17 protein-coding genes are annotated in these 19,678 nt (G+C 71.2%); 11 read left to right on the top strand and 6 right to left on the bottom strand.

What is annotated here, in order from left to right:
• From WFI16_RS16140 to WFI16_RS16125, 4 genes are all read right to left on the bottom strand, one after another.
• On the bottom strand, positions 1-1,746 hold the full coding sequence (locus WFI16_RS16140; RefSeq protein ID WP_419898856.1) for an ABC transporter permease: 1,746 nt from the start codon (positions 1,744-1,746) through the stop codon (positions 1-3).
• Positions 1,747-1,783: 37 nt separating this feature from the next.
• Positions 1,784-2,833 (bottom strand): ABC transporter substrate-binding protein, encoded by a 1,050-nt coding sequence (locus WFI16_RS16135; protein ID WP_419898855.1) that lies wholly within the window; start codon positions 2,831-2,833, stop codon positions 1,784-1,786.
• Between the two features lie 66 nt (positions 2,834-2,899).
• On the bottom strand, positions 2,900-3,949 hold the full coding sequence (locus WFI16_RS16130) for an ABC transporter substrate-binding protein (RefSeq protein WP_419898854.1): 1,050 nt from the start codon (positions 3,947-3,949) through the stop codon (positions 2,900-2,902).
• Between the two features lie 69 nt (positions 3,950-4,018).
• Complete coding sequence (locus WFI16_RS16125) at positions 4,019-4,828, bottom strand: enoyl-CoA hydratase (protein WP_419898853.1); 810 nt, start codon at positions 4,826-4,828, stop codon at positions 4,019-4,021.
• Positions 4,829-5,060: 232 nt separating this feature from the next.
• Between WFI16_RS16125 and WFI16_RS16120 the strand changes: the two genes are divergently transcribed.
• The 11 genes from WFI16_RS16120 to WFI16_RS16070 all read left to right on the top strand — a co-directional run bounded on the left by WFI16_RS16120 (position 5,061) and on the right by WFI16_RS16070 (position 17,366).
• Positions 5,061-5,780 carry a GntR family transcriptional regulator gene (locus tag WFI16_RS16120; RefSeq protein ID WP_419898852.1) on the top strand — a complete coding sequence of 240 codons (720 nt, stop codon included), beginning with the start codon at positions 5,061-5,063 and terminating at the stop codon, positions 5,778-5,780.
• 13 nt (positions 5,781-5,793) lie between these two features.
• Positions 5,794-6,624, top strand: a complete 831-nt coding sequence (locus WFI16_RS16115; protein WP_419898851.1) for a sugar phosphate isomerase/epimerase family protein — start codon at positions 5,794-5,796, stop codon at positions 6,622-6,624.
• A 90-nt stretch (positions 6,625-6,714) separates the two neighbouring features.
• Positions 6,715-8,106, top strand: coding sequence for a Trk system potassium transporter TrkA (gene trkA, locus WFI16_RS16110; RefSeq protein ID WP_419898850.1), 1,392 nt, complete (start codon positions 6,715-6,717; stop codon positions 8,104-8,106).
• Complete coding sequence (locus WFI16_RS16105; protein WP_419898849.1) at positions 8,103-9,602, top strand: TrkH family potassium uptake protein; 1,500 nt, start codon at positions 8,103-8,105, stop codon at positions 9,600-9,602. Before trkA ends, WFI16_RS16105 begins: the two co-directional genes overlap by 4 nt.
• Before the next feature lie 55 nt (positions 9,603-9,657).
• Positions 9,658-10,377: a GntR family transcriptional regulator gene (locus WFI16_RS16100; protein ID WP_419898848.1), complete on the top strand. Its 720-nt coding sequence runs from the start codon at positions 9,658-9,660 to the stop codon at positions 10,375-10,377.
• The gene (acnA, locus tag WFI16_RS16095; RefSeq protein ID WP_419898847.1) at positions 10,374-13,013 is read left to right on the top strand and encodes an aconitate hydratase AcnA; all 2,640 of its coding nucleotides are present in this window, start codon (positions 10,374-10,376) and stop codon (positions 13,011-13,013) included. The genes WFI16_RS16100 and acnA overlap by 4 nt, the downstream gene beginning before the upstream one ends.
• Positions 13,010-14,161, top strand: a complete 1,152-nt coding sequence (locus WFI16_RS16090; protein WP_419898846.1) for a 2-methylaconitate cis-trans isomerase PrpF family protein — start codon at positions 13,010-13,012, stop codon at positions 14,159-14,161. The genes acnA and WFI16_RS16090 overlap by 4 nt, the downstream gene beginning before the upstream one ends.
• A gap of 74 nt (positions 14,162-14,235) precedes the next feature.
• Positions 14,236-15,189: a Bug family tripartite tricarboxylate transporter substrate binding protein gene (locus WFI16_RS16085; RefSeq protein ID WP_419898845.1), complete on the top strand. Its 954-nt coding sequence runs from the start codon at positions 14,236-14,238 to the stop codon at positions 15,187-15,189.
• 14 nt (positions 15,190-15,203) lie between these two features.
• Positions 15,204-16,160 (top strand): tripartite tricarboxylate transporter substrate-binding protein, encoded by a 957-nt coding sequence (locus tag WFI16_RS16080; RefSeq protein ID WP_419898844.1) that lies wholly within the window; start codon positions 15,204-15,206, stop codon positions 16,158-16,160.
• Positions 16,161-16,211: 51 nt separating this feature from the next.
• Complete coding sequence (locus tag WFI16_RS16075; protein ID WP_419898843.1) at positions 16,212-16,547, top strand: hypothetical protein; 336 nt, start codon at positions 16,212-16,214, stop codon at positions 16,545-16,547.
• A 61-nt stretch (positions 16,548-16,608) separates the two neighbouring features.
• Positions 16,609-17,366, top strand: a protein-coding gene (locus WFI16_RS16070) for an IS5 family transposase (protein ID WP_419898842.1) whose coding sequence is annotated in 2 segments (ribosomal slippage) — positions 16,609-16,929 and positions 16,932-17,366 — 756 coding nt in all. Because the reading frame shifts where the segments join, the coding sequence is not laid out codon by codon here.
• A gap of 55 nt (positions 17,367-17,421) precedes the next feature.
• On the opposite strand, the gene WFI16_RS16065 is transcribed toward WFI16_RS16070, so the two are convergent.
• Both WFI16_RS16065 and WFI16_RS16060 read right to left on the bottom strand, forming a co-directional pair.
• Positions 17,422-18,789: a homoserine dehydrogenase gene (locus WFI16_RS16065; RefSeq protein ID WP_419898841.1), complete on the bottom strand. Its 1,368-nt coding sequence runs from the start codon at positions 18,787-18,789 to the stop codon at positions 17,422-17,424.
• 46 nt (positions 18,790-18,835) lie between these two features.
• Complete coding sequence (locus WFI16_RS16060) at positions 18,836-19,552, bottom strand: GntR family transcriptional regulator (RefSeq protein ID WP_419898840.1); 717 nt, start codon at positions 19,550-19,552, stop codon at positions 18,836-18,838.
• Positions 19,553-19,678: the final 126 nt, after the last annotated feature.

The following is a 19,678-nucleotide window of genomic DNA, read 5'->3' as shown; positions in this document are numbered from 1 at the left end:
TCAGTTCCTCCGCAGCATGAAGTCGCGGCCGGCCAGCTTCATGCCGATGCCGACGAGGATCAGGGTGATGGCGAGCAGCAGCCCGCCGAAGGCCGAGAGCACCTCGAAATTGCCCGCCTCGCTCAGGTCGTAGAGCAGCACCGCCATGGTGCGGGTGCGCGGCCCGACCAGGAAGACGGCCGAGGACAGCTCGCGCGAGGCGACGATGAAGACGATCAGCCAGCCGCCCAGCAGGCTGCGGCGGATCAGCGGCGCGGTGATGCGGGCCACCGTCATCAGCCGGCCGCCGCCCAGGATGCGCGCGGCCTCCTCCATCTCCGGATGCACCGAGCGCACGGCGGCCGAGGCATTGGCGAAGGCGATCGGCAGGAAGCGCGCGGTGAAGGCCAGGATGATGATCAGCGCCGTGCCGTAGAGCGCCAGCGGCGGCGCCGCATAGGCGGCGTAGAAGCCGATCGCCATGACGATGCCGGGGATGACGAAGGGCGCCATGGCGAGAAAACCCAGCGCCGAGCCGAAGGGCACCAGCTTGCGGGTGACGATATAGGCCACCAGCACGGCGATCAGCACCGCCGCCGTCGCCGCCGTCGCCGAGTACCACAGGGTGTTCCAGATCGAGCTCAGCGCCATCTCGTGGCGGAACAGCAGGTAGGTGTAGTTGTCGAAGGTGAAGTTGCCCGGCGCCAGCAGCCCGCGCCCCCAGGCCTTGGCGAAGGAGGATTGCAGCAGCACGGCCACCGGCATCACCACCGCCATCGAGCCGACCAGGGCGCAGTAGAGAAAGACCGGCCAGCGCCAGACGCCCAGGCGGATGACGCGGCGCTCGCCGCCCTTGCCGGTCTGCGAGACATAGCCCTTGCGCGCCAGCAGCAGCTTCTGCGCCAGGATGATGCCGATGGTGATCAGCAGCAGCGGCATGGCATAGGCGGCGGCGACCTCGACGCGCACCGGATATTCGAAGAACTGCCAGAGCTGCGTCGTCACCACGTTGATCCGCGCCGGGATGCCGATGATCGCCGGTGTGCCGAACAGCGCGATGGTCTCCAGGAAGACGACGATGACGCCACCCAGGATCGCCGGCCAGACCAGCGGCAGCGTCACCCGCCGCGTCGCCGTCATGGTGCCGGCGCCGAGGATGTTGGCCGCATCCTCCATCTCCGACGAGATCAGGTCGAGCGCCGATTTGACGAAGATGAAGATCAACGGAAAGGAATGCAGCGCGATGACCAGCGCCAGGCCGGGAAAGCTGTAGACATTGACCAGCGCGCCCTCGGCCCCGGTCACCCAGCGCCAGGCCTGGTTCAGGAAGCCGGAATTCGGCCCCGCCAGCAGGATCCAGCCGACCGCGCCCAGATAGGGCGGCATGATGAACGCGCCCATCACCGCCGCCCAGGTCAGCCCCTTGCCCGGCATGTCGGTGCGCGACACCGCCCAGGCCATCGGCACCGCGAAGACCGCCGCCATCAGCGCCGCGCTGGTGCCCAGGATCAGCGAATTGCCCAGCGCCTCCAGGTAGCGCACCCGGCCATAGGCGGTCGCGTAGTTGCTGAGCGTGAAGGCGCCGGTGCCCTGCTGCTCGAAGCTGACGACCAGCAGCTTGCCGATCGGCACGGCGACCAGGAACAGCAGGATCAGCACCAGCAGCAGCCAGAGCAGGTTGGACGGCTCGAGATAGCGCAGCCGCGTCAGCACGCCGGGCGGGCGCGCCGCGATGGCCGGTTTGGTCAGGGTCGCGGTCTCGGTCATGCGCCGGCGGATCCTTCTGCGGCGATACGGCGGCGGGTCAGATTCCGAAGGTGTCGCGCCATTGCTCTTTCACCTCCGGCACGCCCTTCTCGATCTCCTCCGGTGTCGGCATGATCACCTTCACCTGGTCCAGCGGCCGCGCACCCTCGGGCGGCGGCACGTCGGCGCGCAGCGATTCGTTGAAGAAGGCGCGGGTGACGCGGAAGTAGTCGGCGCTGGTGCAGTATTCCATGAACAGCTTCGCCGCATTGGGGTGCGGCGCCGTCTTCTGGATGCAGCTCGGCGAGGGCACCACCACGGTGCCGTCCTCGGGATAGGCCAGCGACAGCGGATTGCCGCGCGCCATGCTGAGCAGGGTGCTGGCGGAGGGGATCGCCACGCCGATGCTGCGCTCGCCGGCATTCAGCGTGGTCACCGGGTCGATCGAGGAACGGCCGATCTGCGGCCGGTTCTTCTCCAGCGCCTTGAAATAGTCCCAGCCATAGAGCTTGCGCAGCAGCACCGCCCAGGCGCCGATCGCGCCGCTATAGCCGGGATGGCCGACCGCCAGCTGGTCGCGCCAGCGCGGCTCGGTCAGCGCCTTCCACGATCTCGGCGCCTCGGCTTCCGAGACGCGGTCGTTGCGCCGCGCCAGCAGATGCACGCCGATATAGAAGACGTGGAAGAAATCCTCCGGATCGCCGGCCTTGCGGACGAAGTCGAGCAGCCCTTCGGCATTCCTCGGCCGGTATTGCAGCAGCCGCCCGTCGCGCTTCAGCGAGGAGGAATGGCTGTAATCGGTCGAGCTGAGCACGTCGCATTGCGCGACACCTGCGCGCATGTCCTGCGACAGGCGCTGGAAGGCGACCTGCGAGGTGCTGCGCACCACATTGACCCGCACGCCGGGATAGCGCTCGGTGAAGGCCTTGCCCACCGCCTCGCAGGGCTCGGCGCTGAGCTGCCCGGCATACCAGGTCAGCTCGCCCTCGCGCCGGGCGGCGGCGTAGAGCTCCTGTTCGTGCGGCAGCAGCGCGGCGGCGCGGCCGGGCCGCGCGGCGCCGATGATGGCGGCGGCGGCGAGCAGGCCGCGCCTTCCCAGATCCGTCATCCCTCCCTCCTTTTTTTTCTTTCCGGGTCGCCGGCCTCGTTGGGCCGGCGATGGGGTGTCGCTGGGCTAGATCCCGAAAGTATCGCGCCAGAGGTCCTTCACGTCCTGCGCCTTGGCTTCGACATCCTCGGGCTTCGGCGTGTACAGGGCGATGCTGTCGAGCGGCCGCGCGCCCGGCGGCGGCGGCACTTCCGGCCGCAGCGATTCACCGAAATATTCGCGCGTCGCGGCGTGGTAGGCCGGGCTGGTGACGAATTCCATGAACAGCTTCGCGGCGTTCGGATGCGGCGCGGCGCGCAGCGCGCCGGTCGGCGAGGGCACCACCAGCGTGCCGTCGGTCGGATAGATCAGCGTCACCGGATTGCCGCGCGAGATGCTGAGCAGCGTGGTCGCCGAGGGGATCGCCGCGCCGATCATCCGTTCCCCGGCATTCAGCGTCGTCACCGGATCGCCGCTGGAGCGGCCGATCAGCGGGCGGTTGCGCTCCAGCTCCCTGAAGTAGACCTTGCCGTATTTCTCCTGCATCATCAGGCACCAGGCGGTGATGGCGCCGCTATAGCCCGGATGGCCGACGGCAATGCGGTCCTTCCAGCGCGGATCGGTCAGGTCGCGCCAGGATGTCGGCGCCTCGGCCTCCGGCACATTGCCGCTGTGCCGCGCCATCAGATAGAGGCCGAGATAGGTGATCTGGAAAAAGCCGTCCGGATCGGCGGCCTTCTGCGCCACCTCGATCAGGCCCTTGGCATTCTCCGGCCTGTACGCCATCAGCTGCTCGCCGCGCTTCAGATGCGCGGCATGGCTGTAATCGGTGCTGCTGAAGACGTCGCACTGGTTGACCCGCGCGCGCATGTCCTGCGCCAGCCGCTGGAAGGCCACCTGCGAGGTGCTGCGCACCACATTGACCTTCACCCCCGGATAGCGCTCGCCGAAGGCGCGGCCGATGGCTTCCGACGGCTCGGCCTGCATCTGGCCGGTGTACCAGGTGATCTCGCCTTCCTTCTTCGCTGCGTCGTAGAGCGCCGCCTCATGCGCCGGCAGTGCCTGCGCTTGCGCCTTCTGCTGCGCCAGCAGCGCGCCGCCGGCCGCCAGCGCCACGAAATGCCGCCTGTTGATCATCCGCATCCCTGATCCTCCCTGGCTGGATCGGCGCCGGCGGCTCTGCGGCCACCTGGCGCGCCCCTGTCTCTATTGCCCGCGGAACACGGGCGGCCGCTTCTCCTGGAAGGCGCGGCGGCCTTCGGCGTAATCCTCGCTGTCGAAACAGGCGCGGTTGGCCTGTTCCACCGCGGCGCGGTCGCGCTTCGCCGGGTCGCCGGCGATCTGCTCGATGGCCAGGCGCGACGCCGTCAGCGACAGCGGCGCATTCCTGGCGATCTGCGTTGCCAGCTCGATCGTCGCCGGTTCGAGCTCCGCGGCCGGCACCACGCGGTTGACCATGCCGGCGCGCAGCGCCTCGGCGGCATCCAGCTGGCGGCCGCTGAACATGATCTCCTTCGCCATCGCCGGGCCGGTCAGCGCCACCAGCTTCTCCAGGCTTTCATAGCCATAGGCGATGCCGAGCCTGGCCGCCGGAATGCCGAAGCGGCTGTCCTCCGAGGCGATGCGGATATCGGCGATCAGCGCGGTGGCATAGCCGCCGCCGATGCAGAAACCCTGGATCATGGCGATCAGCGGCTTGCCCATGCCTTCCAGCGCGCGGCGCGCCGCGGCGCTGCGCTGGCCATAGGCCTCCTGCGCCGCGGCATCGGCGCGGATGCGGTCGAATTCGCTGATATCGGCGCCGGAGGCGAAGGCCTTTCCGCCCGCGCCATGCAGGATGACGACGCGCACCTCCGGGTCGGCCGCGAAGTCGCTCGCGGCGGCGGCGATCGCGTCCCACATGGCCAGCGCGATGGCGTTGCGCTTCTCCGGCTGGTTGATGGTGATCCAGCCGATGCCGGCCTCGCGCCGCGTCAGGATCCGGGGGTCGGCGATGCCTCTGGCCTCGATATCCATCGGGGTCCTCCCTGCCATGGCGGGAGAAGGCGCGGCCGCTTCCGGGGCGCGCCTTGCGCTGTCCCGGGCCGTGCCGCCGATCGTTTCTCTCCCGGCGAAGAGTCTTGCCACCCACCCTGTGGAATGTAAACAATAAAGCCGGCCCAGCGCGGCCAAGCGGATCGCGAAAGCGCGACTGAGCAGATGCAGCAAGCAATCTTGCCGACAAAGCCTGGTCCGAGGCGGGGGAAAAATGTCTACAATCCAGGCGGCGCGCGAGGCGGCGCAGTCCCTCTCCAGCAAGGTGCAGGCGGCGCTCGAGGCCCTGATCTGGAGCGGCGCGCTGCCGCCCGGCGCCCGGCTGAACGAGGTGACGCTGGCCCGCCAGCTCGGCGTCAGCCGCGGCCCGGTGCGCGAGGCGGCGCGCGCACTGGAGCGCACCGGGCTGGTCACCGTCATCCTCAACCGCGGGGCCTTCGTCCGCACGCTGACCATCGACGAGGCGATGCAGATCTACGAGCTGAACTCGGTGCTGTTCGGCTCGGCCGCGGCGCGGCTGGCGGTCTCCTGCACCGGCGAGCAGGCGATGGCGCTGCGCGCCATCGTCGACCGCATGGACCAGCGCATCGCCGGCGGCGATCCGGAAGGCTTCTTCGCCGGCAATGTCGAGTTCCATGAGCATGTCATGGCCTTCTCCGGCAATGCGGCGATGGAGGCGGTCTATGTCGACCACACCCGCAAGCTCTCCATGCTGCGCCGCCGTTCCTTCGACCGCGCGGGCAGCATGGCCGAGGCCAATGCCGAGCACCGCCGCCTGCTGGAGAGCATCCTGGCCGGCGACGCGGCCTCGGCGCGGCAGCTGGCGGAGCAGCACACCCGCTCCGGCCGCGCCCGCTTCCTGACCGCCATCGCCTATCAGGAAGCCCAGCCGCGCGCCGCGACGGCCGCGGAGAAGACCAGGATCAATGCCTGAAGGGGAGGAAGAGATGGAAGAGACCCTGCTGGACCGCATCGGCGTCGATGTCGGCCGCCGCCTACCGCTGGAGCAGGCCATCGACTGGGCCGCGGAACGCGGCGTGCGCTATATCGATATCCAGCTCGACACCGGGGCCAACAAGGTGGATTCCTTCGACGATGCCCGCTGTGCCCGCATCCGCGCGCAGGCGGCGGCGAAGGGCGTGACCATCGGGCTGCACACGCTGTCGGCGGTCAATGTCGCCGAATACTCGCCCTTCCTGTCGGAAGCGGTCGACGCCTATCTGCGCGCCTATATCGAGGTGGCGCCGAAGCTGGGCGCCGCCTGGATCGTCGTCCATGCCGGCTACCACTTCACCGCCGACGTGCAGATGCGGATGGAGGCCGGGCTGGCGCGGCTGCAGCGGATGGTGGCGCATGCCGAGAAGCATGGCGCGCTGCTGCTGCTGGAGAACCTGAACAAGGAGCCGGCCGATGCCGAGGTCCACTACCTGGCGCACAGCCTGGAGGAGTGGCGCTACTACTACGACCGCATCCACTCCCCGGCCTTCGCCCTGTCCTTCACCGCTAACCACGCGCATCTGATGCCGGACGGCGTCGAGGGCTTTGTCGACGCCATCCCGCTGGAGCGGGTGGCGGAGGTGCGGCTGGCCGACTGCTTCCGCAACGGGCATGAGCAGCACCTGTTGCCCGGCCAGGGCGATTTCGACTTCGGCGCCATGTTCGGGCTGCTCGAGCGCCGCGGCTTCCGGGGCCACTACATGAACGCCTTCGGCACGCTCGACGACATGGACCGGGCGCGCCACGCCATGGTCGGCATGGCCGGGGCCGCCGCCGCCTAGGCGCTTTTCCCCCCGGCCCCGCGCGCCGCTGCAGCGCAACCCTGGCCGATGCGCTAGCATTCACCGGCCAGGGACGGGAGACAGCGGCGCGTGAAGGTGATCATCTGCGGAGCCGGCCAGGTCGGCACCACCATCGCCCGCCATCTGTCGATGGAGGGCAACGACGTCACCGTCATCGACGCCTCGGCCGAGGCGGCGCGGCGGGCCGACGAAAGCTACGACGTGCGCGGCATGGTGGGCTTCGCCTCGCATCCCGACACGCTGCGGGCGGCCGGCGCGGCGGAAGCCGATCTGCTGATCGCCGTCACCCGCTCGGACGAGGTCAACCTGGTCGCCTGCCTGGTCGGCCAGGCGCTGTTCCAGGTCCGCCGCCGCATCGCCCGCCTCCGCCACCACGGCTATCTGCAGCCCAACTGGCAGGGTGCCCAGGCGGCCGAGCGGGCGCTGGTCGATGTCGTCATCTCGCCCGAGGTCGAGGTCGCCCGCGGCATTGCCCGGCGGCTCCGCACCCCCGGCGCCTTCGACATGGCGCCGCTCTCCGACGGGCGGCTGCAGCTGCTCGGCATCCATTGCGAGGAGGGCGCCTGCCCGATGGCCGGCCAGACGCTGGGCGCGCTGCGGCGCGAGGCGACGGCGAGCGGCTTCAGCATCGTCGCCCTGCTGCGCGAGGGCGCCGCCCTGATGCCGCGCGACGAGGAGCGGCTGGCCCCCGGCGATGACGTCTATGTCGTCGCCCGGCCCGAGCGGGCGGATGCGGTCGTCGCCGCCTTCGGCCATCGCGAGCAGGAGGCGCGCCGTGTCGTCATCGTCGGCGGCGGCAATGTGGGTCTCCATTTGGCACAGATGCTGAAGCGCGACGCGCTGGTCTCGCTCAAGGTGATCGAGCATGACGAGGCGCGCGCCGGGCAGGTGGCCGAGGCGCTCGGCCCCGGCAGCGTCGTGCTGCGCGGCGACGCGCTGGACCGCGCGCTGCTGGACGAGGCCAATATCGGCGCCGTCGATACGGTGATCGCGGTGACCAATGACGACGAGACCAACATCTTCGTCTCGGTGCTGGCCAAGCGCGCCGGCTGCGGCCGCGCCATCACCCTGGTCAACAAGAGCAGCTATGCCCCCGTGGTCGACGAGCTCGGCATCGATGCGGTGGTCAGCCCCAGCAGCATCACCATCGCCTCCATCCTGCGCCATGTGCGGCGCGGCGCGGTGGGGCAGGTCTATCCGCTGGGCGACGGCATGGTCGAGGTGCTGGAGGTGCGCGCGCTGGCGGAGTCCCGCCTGGTCTCCGCGCCGCTGGGCGAGCTCGCCTTGCCCCGGGGCGTGCTGGTCGCCGCCATCCTGCGCGACGGCGAGCCGCGCCTGCCGGAGCCGGACTTCCGCATCCAGCCCGGCGACGAGGTGATCGCCGTGGTGGCGCAGGCGGCGCGCGAGGAGGCCGAGGCGCTGATCGCCCTGCCGGGCAGCGCGCCGGGCGCCGGCCAGTGAGGCCCGCCCGCCCGCCGCAGCCGCGCGGTTCCTGGGCGCCGCCGCCGCTGCGTCCCGTCCTGCACCTGGTGGCGCGTATGCTGCTGGTGCTGGGCGGCTTCATGCTGCTGCCGGCCGCCGTCGATGCCGCGGCCGGCCATCCCGACTGGCGCGGCTTTGCCATCAGCGCCGCCGGCACGGTGCTGGCCGCCGCCGCCCTGCTGCGCGCCACCCGCTGCGACCTGACGCAGGGCCTGAGCCTGCGACAGGCCTTTCTCCTCACGCCGATGGCCTGGCTGGCGGTCTGCGCGGCGGCGGCGGTGCCGCTGTATCTCTCGGCGCTGGAGGGGCTGGGCGGCAGCATCACCAATTCGGTCTTCGAGGCGGTCTCCGGCCTGACCACCACCGGCGCCACGGTGATCTACGGGCTCGACACCGCGCCGCCCGGCCTCCTGCTGTGGCGCGCGCTGCTGCAATGGCTGGGCGGCATCGGCATCATCGCGACCGCGCTGGCCATCCTGCCGACGCTCGGCGTCGGCGGCATGCAGCTGTTCCGCACCGAGAGCTCCGACCGCTCGGAGAAGGTGATGCCGCGGGTGCGGCAGATCGCCGCGCGTATTCTGGTCGCCTATCTGGTGCTGACCCTGGCCTGCGCGGTGGCCTATGCCCTGGCCGGGATGGGGCCGCTGGATGCGGTGGCGCATGCGCTCAGCACGATTTCCACCGCCGGCTTCTCCACCGCCGACGACTCGCTGGCGCATTGGAACAATCCGGCCGTGCACTGGATCGCGACCTTCGGCATGCTGGCGGGTGCGCTGCCCTTCGTCCTCTATATCCGGCTGATGCAGCGCGACTATGCCCTGCTGCGCGACCCGCAGGTGCATGGGCTGCTCGGCCTGCTGGCCCTGGTGATCCTGCTGCTGACCGGCTGGCTGATGCTGCATGACCGCTATCCGCCGCTGGACGCGCTCCGCCATGCGGCGCTGAACACCGTCTCCATCGTCACCACCACGGGCTTCGCCTCGGCCGATTACGGGATCTGGGGCGGGGCGACGACCGGGCTGTTCTTCGGGCTGATGTTCGTCGGCGGCTGCACCGGCTCCACCGCCGGCGGGCTGAAGATCTTCCGCTTCCAGGTGATGGCGGCGATGCTGCGGGTGCAGTTCCTGCGGCTGCTCTATCCGCGCGGCGTCTTCCCGCGCCTCTATGGCGGCCGGCCGATCCCGGACGAGGTGGTGGGCTCGGTGGTCGGCTTCTTCACCCTCTATTTCGTCTGCTACGGCGTGCTGACCATCGCGCTGACCACCATGGATCTGGACTTCCTGACCAGCGCCAGCGCGGCGGTCAGCATGCTGTCGAATATCGGCCCCGGCCTCGGCCCGGTGATCGGCCCGGCCGGCCATTACGGCGCCATGCCGGAGGGCGCCAAATGGCTGCTCTGCTTCGCCATGCTGCTCGGCCGGCTGGAGCTCTTTACGCTGTTGATCCTGTTCATGCCGCGGTTCTGGCGGGGATAGTTGTCGACAAAATTGCGCTGGACGGGTGGCAGATCCGGGCATAGCCTGCCCGCCAATGGTGGAAACTGTCGACATCGAACCGGAAGCCGACACGGCCCGGGCGGATGGCGCGCTCGCCCAGTCGCTGTTCCAGCGGCTCAGCGAGGCGATCATCCAGGGTGAGATCCCGCTCGGCGCCAAGCTGAGCGAGCCGGTCCTCGCCCGCCAGTTCGGCGTCAGCCGCGCGCCGCTGCGCGAGGCGCTGAACCGGCTGCAGGAACGCCGCCTGGTGCAGCGCGCGCCGCGCCTCGGCGCCCGCGTCGTCAGCCTCTCCGCCGCCACCTTCCGCGAGATCTATGGCGTGCGCGAGGCGCTCGAAGGGTTTGCCGCCCGCGCCGCGGCCATGGCGATGAGCAGTACCGACCTCGACCGGCTGCGCGCCATCCTGGGCGCCCAGGAAGAGGCCCTGTCCCGTGGTGGCGACGATGCGCCCAATGCGCTCGGCGGCGAGGATCGCGACTTCCACGCCCTGATCGCCCGCGCCGCCGGCAATGCCCTGCTGGCCGGGCTGCTCTGCGGTGACCTCTACCAGCAGCTCCGCCTCTACCGCTCGCAGCTGAAGAAAGTGCCCGGCCGCGGCGCGCGGGCGGTGCTGGAGCATCGCCGCATCCTCGACGCCATCGCCGAGCGCGATGCCGAGATGGCCGAATGGCAGATGCGGCGCCACGTCACCGCCTCCTATGCGGCGCTGGCCCCGCTGCTCGGCCCCCCTGCTTCCGAGGATCCCTGTGCATGACCCGCTTCCGCAAGATGATCCTCGCCGGCATCGAGCATGACGTCCTCGACCTGCCCGGCCTTGCCGGCGCGGAACGGCTGGCGCGGCTGCCCTACAGCCTGCGCGTGCTGCTGGAGAACCTGCTGCGCCACCAGGACGAGGACACGGTGCGGCAGGCCGACATCGACGCGCTGCTCGCCGCCGCCGGGGGCGAGGCGAAGCCCGGCGACGTCGCCTTCCGCCCCGCCCGCGTGCTGATGCAGGATTTCACGGGTGTCCCCGGCATGGTGGACCTCGCCGCCCTGCGCGATGCCTTCGCCGCGCGCGGCGGCGATGCGCGGCGGGTCAATCCGGTGATCCCGGTCGACCTGATCGTCGACCATTCGCTGATCGTCGATTGCGCCGGCACCCCCGACGCCATGGCGCGCAACGTCGCCCATGAATACCGCCGCAATGCCGAGCGCTATTCCTTCCTGCGCTGGGCCCAGACCGCCTTCGGCAATTTCCGCGTGGCCCCGCCCGGCGGCGGCATCCTGCACCAGGTGAACCTGGAGCATGTCGCCACGGTCGTCGTCAGCCGCGAGGAAGCCGGCCGCCGCCTGGCCTATCCGGACACACTGGTCGGCACCGACAGCCACACCACCATGATCAATGCGCTGGGCGTGCTGGGCTGGGGCGTCGGCGGCATCGAGGCCGAGGCCGCCATGCTCGGCCAACCCCTGGTCTTCCGCCTGCCCGAGGTGGTGGGCGTCCGCCTGACCGGCCGCCTGCCGGTGGGGGCGACGGCCACCGACCTGGTGCTGACCCTGACGCAGCGCCTGCGCGCGCTGGGCGTGGTGGAGAAATTCGTCGAATTCACCGGGCCGGCTCTGGATGGCGCGCTGACCCTGGCCGACCGCGCCACCATCGCCAACATGGCGCCGGAATACGGCTCCACCTGCGGCTTCTTCCCGGTCGACCGCGCGACGCTGGACTACCTGGCCGCGACCGGCCGCGACGCCGCGCAGTGCGCCCTGGTCGAGGAGTATTGCCGCGCCCAGGGCCTGTTCCGCGATCCTGCCGCGCCCGAGCCGGTCTTTTCCCAATTGGTCGAATTCGATCTGGGCGCGGTGCAGCCTTGCGTCGCCGGGCCGCGCCGCCCACAGGACCGGCTGGCCCTGGCTGACATCCCCGCCAGCCTGGAGGCCTTCGCCAAGCGGCCGCTGCAGGGTTGGGAGGATGGCTTCGGCGACGGCGCCGTGGTGATCGCCGCCATCACCTCCTGCACCAACACCTCCAACCCGGCGCTGATGCTGGGGGCGGGGCTGCTGGCCCGGAAGGCGGTGGCGCGGGGGCTGGGGGTGCCGGGCTGGGTCAAGGCCTCGCTGACACCGGGCTCGCGGGTCGTCGCGCGCTACCTGGAGAAGACCGGGTTGCAGGAAAGCCTGGACGCGCTGGGCTTCCACCTGACCGGCTTCGGCTGCGGCACCTGCGGCGGCAATTCCGGGCCTCTGGACGATGCCGTCGCCGCCCGCATCAGGGAACGCGACCTGATCGGCTGCGCCGTGCTCTCCGGCAACCGCAATTTCGAGGGCCGCATCCATCCGCTGGCGCGCGCCGGCTATCTGATGTCGCCGCCGCTGGTGGTGGCGCTCGCCCTGGCCGGCCGCGTGACGCTGGACCTGACGCGCGACCCGATCGGCACCGGCCACGACGGCGCACCGGTCTTCCTGGCGGATCTCTGGCCCTCGGCCGAGGAGATCGCGGCGCTGATGCAGGACGCGGTGACGCCCGAGCTTTATCGCCAGGAATATGCGCCGCTGTTCGAGGCCGACGAGGACTGGCGCGCCCTGGCCGCACCGACCGAGATGCGGTTCGACTGGCAGCCGGGCAGCACCTATATCCGCCGCCCGCCCTATTTCGACGCGCTGCAGGCCGGCGACCCGCCGCCGCCCTCGCTGCAGGGGGCGCGGCTGCTGCTGCTGCTGGGCGACAGCATCACGACGGATCACATCTCGCCGGTCAGCGCCATCCCGCCGCATTCCCCGGCCGGCGGCTTCCTGGCCGCGCATCAGGTGCCGCCCCAGGAATTCAATGCCTATGGCGCCCGCCGCGCCAACCACGAGGTGATGATGCGCGGCACCTTCGCCAATATCCGCCTGCGCAACGAGATGCTGCCCGGCACCGAAGGCGGGCTGACCCGCCACCAGCCGAGCGGCGCGATGCTGAGCATCTTCGACGCCGCCGAGCGCTATCGCGCCGAAGGGGTGCCGCTGGTCGTCGTGGCGGGGCGCGAATACGGCACCGGATCCTCGCGCGACTGGGCGGCGAAGGGGCCGCGTCTGCTCGGCGTCGCTGCCGTCATCGCCGAAAGCTTCGAGCGCATCCACCGCGCCAACCTGGTCGCCATGGGCATCCTGCCGCTGGAATTCACCGGCGGCGCCACGCGGCTGACGCTCGGCCTCGATGGCAGCGAGCGCTTCGACATCGAGGCGCTGGACAGCCAGGCCGGCCCCGGCGCCCTGCTGCGCGCGACGCTGCACCGCGCCGACGGCCCGCCCGAGATCGTGCCGCTGCGCTGCCGGCTGGACAGCGCCTATGACGCCCGCATCTGGCGCGCCGGCGGCATCCTTCCCTACATGCTGCGCGCCCTGGCCGCCGAAGGAGACGCCGCATGACCCGCCTGCACCGCCTGCCGGCCGTCTATATGCGCGGCGGCACCAGCCGCGCGCTGTTCTTCCATGCGCACCACCTGCCGGCGGCGCGGGCCGGGTGGGACCCGATCTTCCTGGCCGCGCTCGGCAGCCCCGATCCGAACGGGCGGCAGCTCGACGGCATGGGCGGCGGCATCTCCTCCCTGTCGAAGATCGCGGTGATCGGGCCGCCGACGCGCCCCGACGCCGATCTGGACTACACCTTCGCCCAGGTGCAGGTGGACACGCCGGTCGTCGGCTATCGCGGCAATTGCGGCAACATCTCCTCGGCGGTCGGCCCCTTCGCGGTGGAGGAGGGCCTCATCGCGCCGCAGGGCGACGAGGCCGTGGTGCGCATCCACAACACCAACACGGCGAAGATCATCGAGGCGCGCTTCCCGCTGCGCGACGGGCTGCCCGCTGTCGACGGCGACTTTCTTCTGCAGGGCGTGGCGGGGCGCGCGGCGCCGATCCGGCTGGCCTTCCTGTCGCCGGGCGGCGCCGCGACCGGCCGGCTGCTGCCCACCGGCCGCGCGCTGGACCGGCTCGACGTGCCGGGGCTCGGCGTGATCGAGGCCTCGCTGGTCGACGCCGCCAATCCGGTGGTCTTCGTCGCCGCCGCCTCGCTGGGCTTCACCGGCACCGAATCCCCCTCGGCCCTGTCCGATCCCGCCCATATCGCGATATTTGAGAGAATCCGCGTGGCGGCGGCGCTCGCCATGGGCCTGGTCACCACGCCACGCGAGGCCGAGACGACGCTCAGGAACCTGCCGCAGGTGGCGCTGCTGGCGGCGCCCCGCGATGCGCCGGCCGCCGATGGCAGCACCCTGGCCGCCGGCGAGATGGACCTGCTGGTGCGCATGATCTCCGCCGGCCAGCCGCACAAGGCGTCGCCGCTGACCGGCGCCCTCTGCCTGGCCGTCGCCACGCGCATCCCCGGCAGCCTGGCCGAGGGGCTGGCCCGCCCGCGGGGACCGCAGGACGATATCCGCGTCGCCCATCCCTCGGGCATCCTGCCGGTGGCCGCCCGCACCCGGCTCGAGGAGGGCGCGCTGATCGCCGAGGAAGCGGTGGTCTATCGCACCGCGCGCCGCCTGATGGAGGGCCGGGTGCTCTATCCCGGCCCGGACTGACCCGTCGCAGCCAGAAGCCCCTCAGGCCGGCGCCAGACCGGCCGGGGCACGTCCCGTGAGGAAACCCCGTCCCGATGCATCGTCGCAGCCTGCTGGCGGCCACCGCCGCCCTGCCGTTCCTCTCCGCCGCCCGGGCGGCGGAGCCCCTGCCGAGCCTGAACTTCCTGGTTCCCGCCGCGCCCGGCGGCGGCTGGGACGGGCTGGGCCGCGCCATCGAGCAGGTGGGCGTCACCACCGGCCTGGTCGCCCGCTGCCAGTTCGAGAACCTGCCCGGCGGCTCCGGCACCGTGGGCCTCGCGCGCTTCGTCACCACGCGGCGCGGTCGGGCGGACAGCCTCTTCGTCGCCGGCGCCAGCCTGGTGGGGGCGGCCATCGCCAGCAAGTCGCCGGTCAGCCTGAAGGATGTCGTCCCTGTCGCACGCCTGACCGAGGAAGCCGCGGTCATCGTGGTCCCCGCCAGCAGCGAGTTCCGCGACATCCGCCATTTCGCCGAGGCGCTGAAGGCCGAGCCGCGCGGCATCCCGATCGCCGGCGCCGGCGGCGGCACGGTGGACCATGTGGTGCTGTGCCGGCTGATGACCGTGCTCGGCCGCAAGCCGCTGGAGGCGCAGTTCGTCTCCTTCCCCGGCGGCGGCGCCACGCAATCGGCGGTGATCGGCGCGCAGGTGAAGGCCGCCGTCGCCGGCTGGGGCGAGTTCTCCGAGCAGGTCGCCGCCGGCCGCGTCCGCGCGCTGGCCACCAGCGGCGAGCGCCGGCTGCATCCGGACGTGCCGACGCTGAAGGAAAGCGGCTACGACGTCACCACCACCAACTGGCGCGGGCTGTTCGCGGCGCCGCAGGTCAGCGGCGCGCCGCTGCGGGCGCTGGTCGATTTCGCGACATCGCTGCGGGCGGCGCCGGCCTGGCAGGAGCTGCTGCAGAAGCGCGGCTGGGACGATGCCTTCCTGACCGGCGACGACTTCCAGAAATTCGTAGCGCGCGACCAGGCGGAGACGGAAGCCGTGCTGCGCGAGCTCGGCCTGGCCTGAGGGGAGGGGACGCCATGACACTCTCCCGCCGCCTGCTGCTGGCCGCGCTGCCCCTCGCCACCCCCGCCTTGGCGCAGCGCCCCTGGCCGGACGGGCCGATCCGGCTGGTGGCCCCCTTCCCGCCAGGGGGCAGCGCCGATCTGCTCTGCCGCCTGCTGCAGAACCCGCTGCAGGCGGCGCTCGGCGTGCCGATCGTCGTCGAGAACAAGCCGGGTGCCAGCGGCGCGCTCGGCACCGCCAGCGTCGCGCGCGCCGCGCCCGACGGGCAGAGCTTCGTGCTGGTCTTCGACACGCATGTGGTGAATCCGGCGCTGAACCCGCAGCTCGGCTTCGAGGCGAAGGATCTGCGCGGCGTCATGCTGGTGGCCACCGCGCCGATGCTGGTGGCGACCGCCAATGCCAAGCCCTATAGCAGCCTGGCCGATGTGCTGGCGGCGGCGCGGGCGAAGCCCGAGACCCTCAGCTACGGCACCATCGGCATCGGCAGCCTGGCGCATCTGACCATGGAGCGGCTGCAGGACGCGACCGGGACGAAGCTGATCCACGTCCCCTATCGCGGCGGCGGGCCGATGAGTGCGGCGGCCTCGGCCGGCGAGGTCGATCTGGCGGTGGCCAGCGTCGTCGGCCTCGGCGGCCAGGTCGGCACCACGCTGCGCGCCCTGGCGCAGACCGGCGAGACGCGCTCGCCGCTGCGGCCCGACATCCCGACGCTGATCGAGGGCGGCGTCGCCGGCGTCTCCGCGAAAGCCTTCTGGGGGTTCATGGCGCCGGCCGGCATCCCGGCCCCGGTGCTGCAGCGCTTCCAGGCGGCGCTGGCCGAGGCGCTGCGCCAGCCGGCGGTGCGCCAGCCGCTGGAAGGGCAGGGGGTTGAGGTCATCGGCTCCAGCCCCGAGGAATTCGATCGCTTCCTGGCCGCGCAGGCGGCGATCTGGACCGGGGTGGTGCGCGACAAGAACATCTCGGCGCATTGACGCCGGCGGCGGGGCGGGCCCAGGCTGCCGGGGCGCGACAGGAGCCCGCCCATGACGCCGATCTTCGATCCCGCCGCGTTCGAGATGCCGCCGGCGGTCGCCCATGTCTGTGCCGGCGGCGAGACCCCGCTGCTGCGCCGCCATGCCGACGCCTATGCGCGCTATGCCCGCGACAAGGCCGCCGGCATGCCCGGCCGCACCGCGCAGGAGGCGGTGGTGGAGCGGGTGCGCGCGCGCATGGCCGCGCTCTGGCAGGTCGAGGCCGGCGATATCGGCTTCGTCTCCAGCGTCGCCGAGGGTGTCTCCCTGCTCGCCGAAAGCCTGGCGTTCCGGCCCGGCGACAATATTGTCCTGGATGTGAAGGAGGCCCTGCCCTCAAATTCCTGATTCTCAACGTGGCTGATGCGTGATTCATGGGCCTCCGGTCGAGTGATCGGAGGCCTTTTGCATGCGGCGCTATGGTTTGCGCGACGATCAGTGGGATCGGATCAAGGATCTGCTGCCAGGCCGGTCAGGCAGCGTCGGTCGCCCCGCGTCGGATAACAGGCGCTTCTTCGAGGCGGTGCTGTTCCGCTACCGCGCTGGTATTCCTTGGCGCGACCTGCCGGAGCGATACGGTCCCTGGAAAGCCGTGCATACGCGCTTCAGCCGCTGGGCACACCGGGGTGTCTGGGAACGCCTGTTCCAAGCCCTGGCCGCGGATGCCGACAATGAATACGCGATGATTGATGCGACCATCGTGCGGGCGCATCAGCACAGCGCCGGCGCGGCAAAAAAAATCGCGCCGAGGAAGCCATCGGCCCCGCCCGAGGCGGGCTGAGCACCAAGATCCATGCCCTGGTCGACGCGCTGGGCAATCCGATCAGCTTTCACCTGACGCCGGGCCAGGCGCATGACCTTTGCGGCAGCGACGTGCTGCTGCCTCGACTGGAGGCGCCGACGCTGCTCGCCGATCGCGCCTATGACGCCGATCAGCGCGTGCTCGACCGGCTGCGCCAGGCAGGCAAGACCGCGGCCATCCCGCCCAAGCGGCATCGCAGAAGACCGCAGCCTTTCGACCGCGATCTCTACGCCGCGCGCCACCTCGTCGAGAACTTCTTCTGCAAGCTCAAGCAGTTCCGCGCCATCGCCACACGCTACGACAAGCGGGCTGCCAACTTCCTAGCAGGCGTCCACGCTGCCGCCATCTACCTGTGGCTAGTTTGAGGACAGGCCCTCATTCCCCTGGCCTGCCCCCGGCTTCTCTATCCCTGTCTTCTCTTCACCCCACCGTTTGTTCCGCCCGCAGCCGCCACAGCGCGCTGTCGGCGGGGGCTTCGACCATGTCGAAGGTCAGCACCGTCCCGGCCGGCACCGCGCGCGTCAGGGCGCGGCCCACGGCCATGTAGTAGGGCAGGGGCGAGGACGGCCCGTCGGCCACCGCGGGGCGCAGCAGCGGCTCGATCCCCGGCACGGCGTGGCGGGTGCCTTCGATGGCCAGCACGTGGCCGGCCGGCAGGTCGCGGTCGGTGCGGGCCAGCAGGTCGACGCGCAGCGCGTAGTCGGGGCCGATGATCGAGTGGTTCAGGCGGCCGCCGGCCAGGATCGAGACCGGCGCCTCGACGCCCAGCAGGTGTGACGGGTTGTAGATCAGCGCGCGCTGCCGGTCGGCCGAGACGGGGATGCCCTTGCCGGCGAAGAGGCGGCCGGTGGCGGTGTCGGCCAGTTCCACGACGACGAAGACGCCGCCGGCGAAGCTGCTCTCGTCGGGGCGGCGCAGCACGTTGAAGACGTCGAGCTTGCCGGGGCCGGAGAGCAGGCCGCCGGCGCTGGTCGGCGCATAGAGGTCGGGCAGCTCGACGGTGCGGGCCAGCGGCGCGTGGAAGCTGTCGCGGTCGGGCAGGATGCCGGTGGCATTGGCCACCAGCGCCATCTCGCAGGAATCGGGGACGGTGCGCAGCGGCAGGCTGGACAGCAGCTTTTCACGCGCGGCCACCGTGCCGGCGCGATCATCGGCCAGGTGCCACTGCGCCATCATGCCGGGGGCGGCGACGCGGTGCTCGAGCCAGGTGACCTCTTCGGTCTGCGGATCGATGACGAAGTCGTATTCGCTGCTCTTGCCGGCGGCGACGATCGGCAGGCCGAGCAGCCGCGCCCAGGAGACCAGGCCGATCAGCAGCGAGGGCTGGTCGCCATCGACCAGGGTATAGGGCACGCCGGCCTGGCGGGCGCGCTGCGCCAGCAGCGGGCCGACGACGCATTCGGTCTCCTTGCTGACCATGGCGACGCCGATGCCGGCGGCGATGGCGGCCTCGGCGTGGCGGGCGCCGGCCTCGGCATGGCCGGTGGCCTCCACCACCATGTCCAGCGGCAGGGAAAGCAGGTCGTCGAGGCGCTCGCAGATGGCGAGCTCGCCGGCGGCGAGCGCCGCCTCGGCCTCGGCGCGGCTGGCGCAGCGGCGGTGGGCGACCTCCATCGTGGCGAGGGCCTTGGCGACGCGGCCAGGGTCCAGGTCGAAGGCGGCGGTGATCTCCAGCCCGCGCATGCGGCGTGCCTGGGCCACCAGCGACAGGCCGAACTCGCCGGCGCCGAGCAGCGCGGCGCGCACCGGCTTGTCGATCGCCGGCTGGAACAGGGTCTGGAACTGCATTGTCTTGACGATCTCCCGAAGGCTGGTCTTGGGCCGGTGCGGCGCGTCAGATGACGTCGCGGATTCGCGCCAGGCCGCGGTCGTGGTGGCGGCCGATCACCTCGGCCAAAGCCTCGCCGTCGCGCTGCGCCAGGGCGGTGGCCATTTCCTCGTGCTCGGCCATGGCGGCGGCCCATTTCTCCGGGCCTTCATGGCCGATGAAGCGGATCCGCTTCATCTGCGCCTGCAGCGCCTCATGCGCGCGCAGCAGGGGGGCATTGTCGGCGGCAGCAACGATGCTGCTGTGGATGGCCTGGTTGAGCTTGAAATAGGGCAGGCGGTCGCGGGCGGCGTAGCGGTCCTGCATCTCGGCATGCAGCGCCAGGATGCCGGCGATGGCGGCGTCGCCAGCGACCTGGCAGACCAGCCGGCCGGCCAGCTGCTCCAGTGCCTTCAGCACCATCATGCAGTCGGCGACATCCTTGTCGGTGAAGCTGCGGACGATGGCGCCGCGCGACGGCACCAGCTCCAGCAGGCCTTCGCCGGCCAGCGTCTTCAGGGCCTCGCGCAGCGGCGTGCGCGAGACGCCGAGCCCTGCGCAGAGCGCCACCTCGTTGACCCGCTGGCCGGGGGCGAGGCGGCCATCGGTCACCATGTCGCGCAGCCGCGTCACCACCTGGTCGTGCAGCGACAGCCGCGCGATCGGCAGGGCAGGGCGTTCGGCCGGGCGTTCGGCCGGCGGGCCGGCCCGGTCATCGATCGCGGTCGCGCTGCGGCTGCTCATGGGCGCTCTTCCGATGCTGTGTTTCCGCCCGGCGGCAGCGGAGCGGTTCCAGGGTCATGCCATCCGCCGCGGACGACAGAAACCCCCTTGCGGTTATTCTGCATACAGAGCACAGAATAAGCAACG

This window comes from Roseomonas sp. USHLN139, from assembly GCF_037145735.1.
Classification (GTDB): Bacteria; Pseudomonadota; Alphaproteobacteria; order Acetobacterales; family Acetobacteraceae; genus Pseudoroseomonas.
This window is presented reverse-complemented; position numbering and strand designations above follow the sequence as displayed.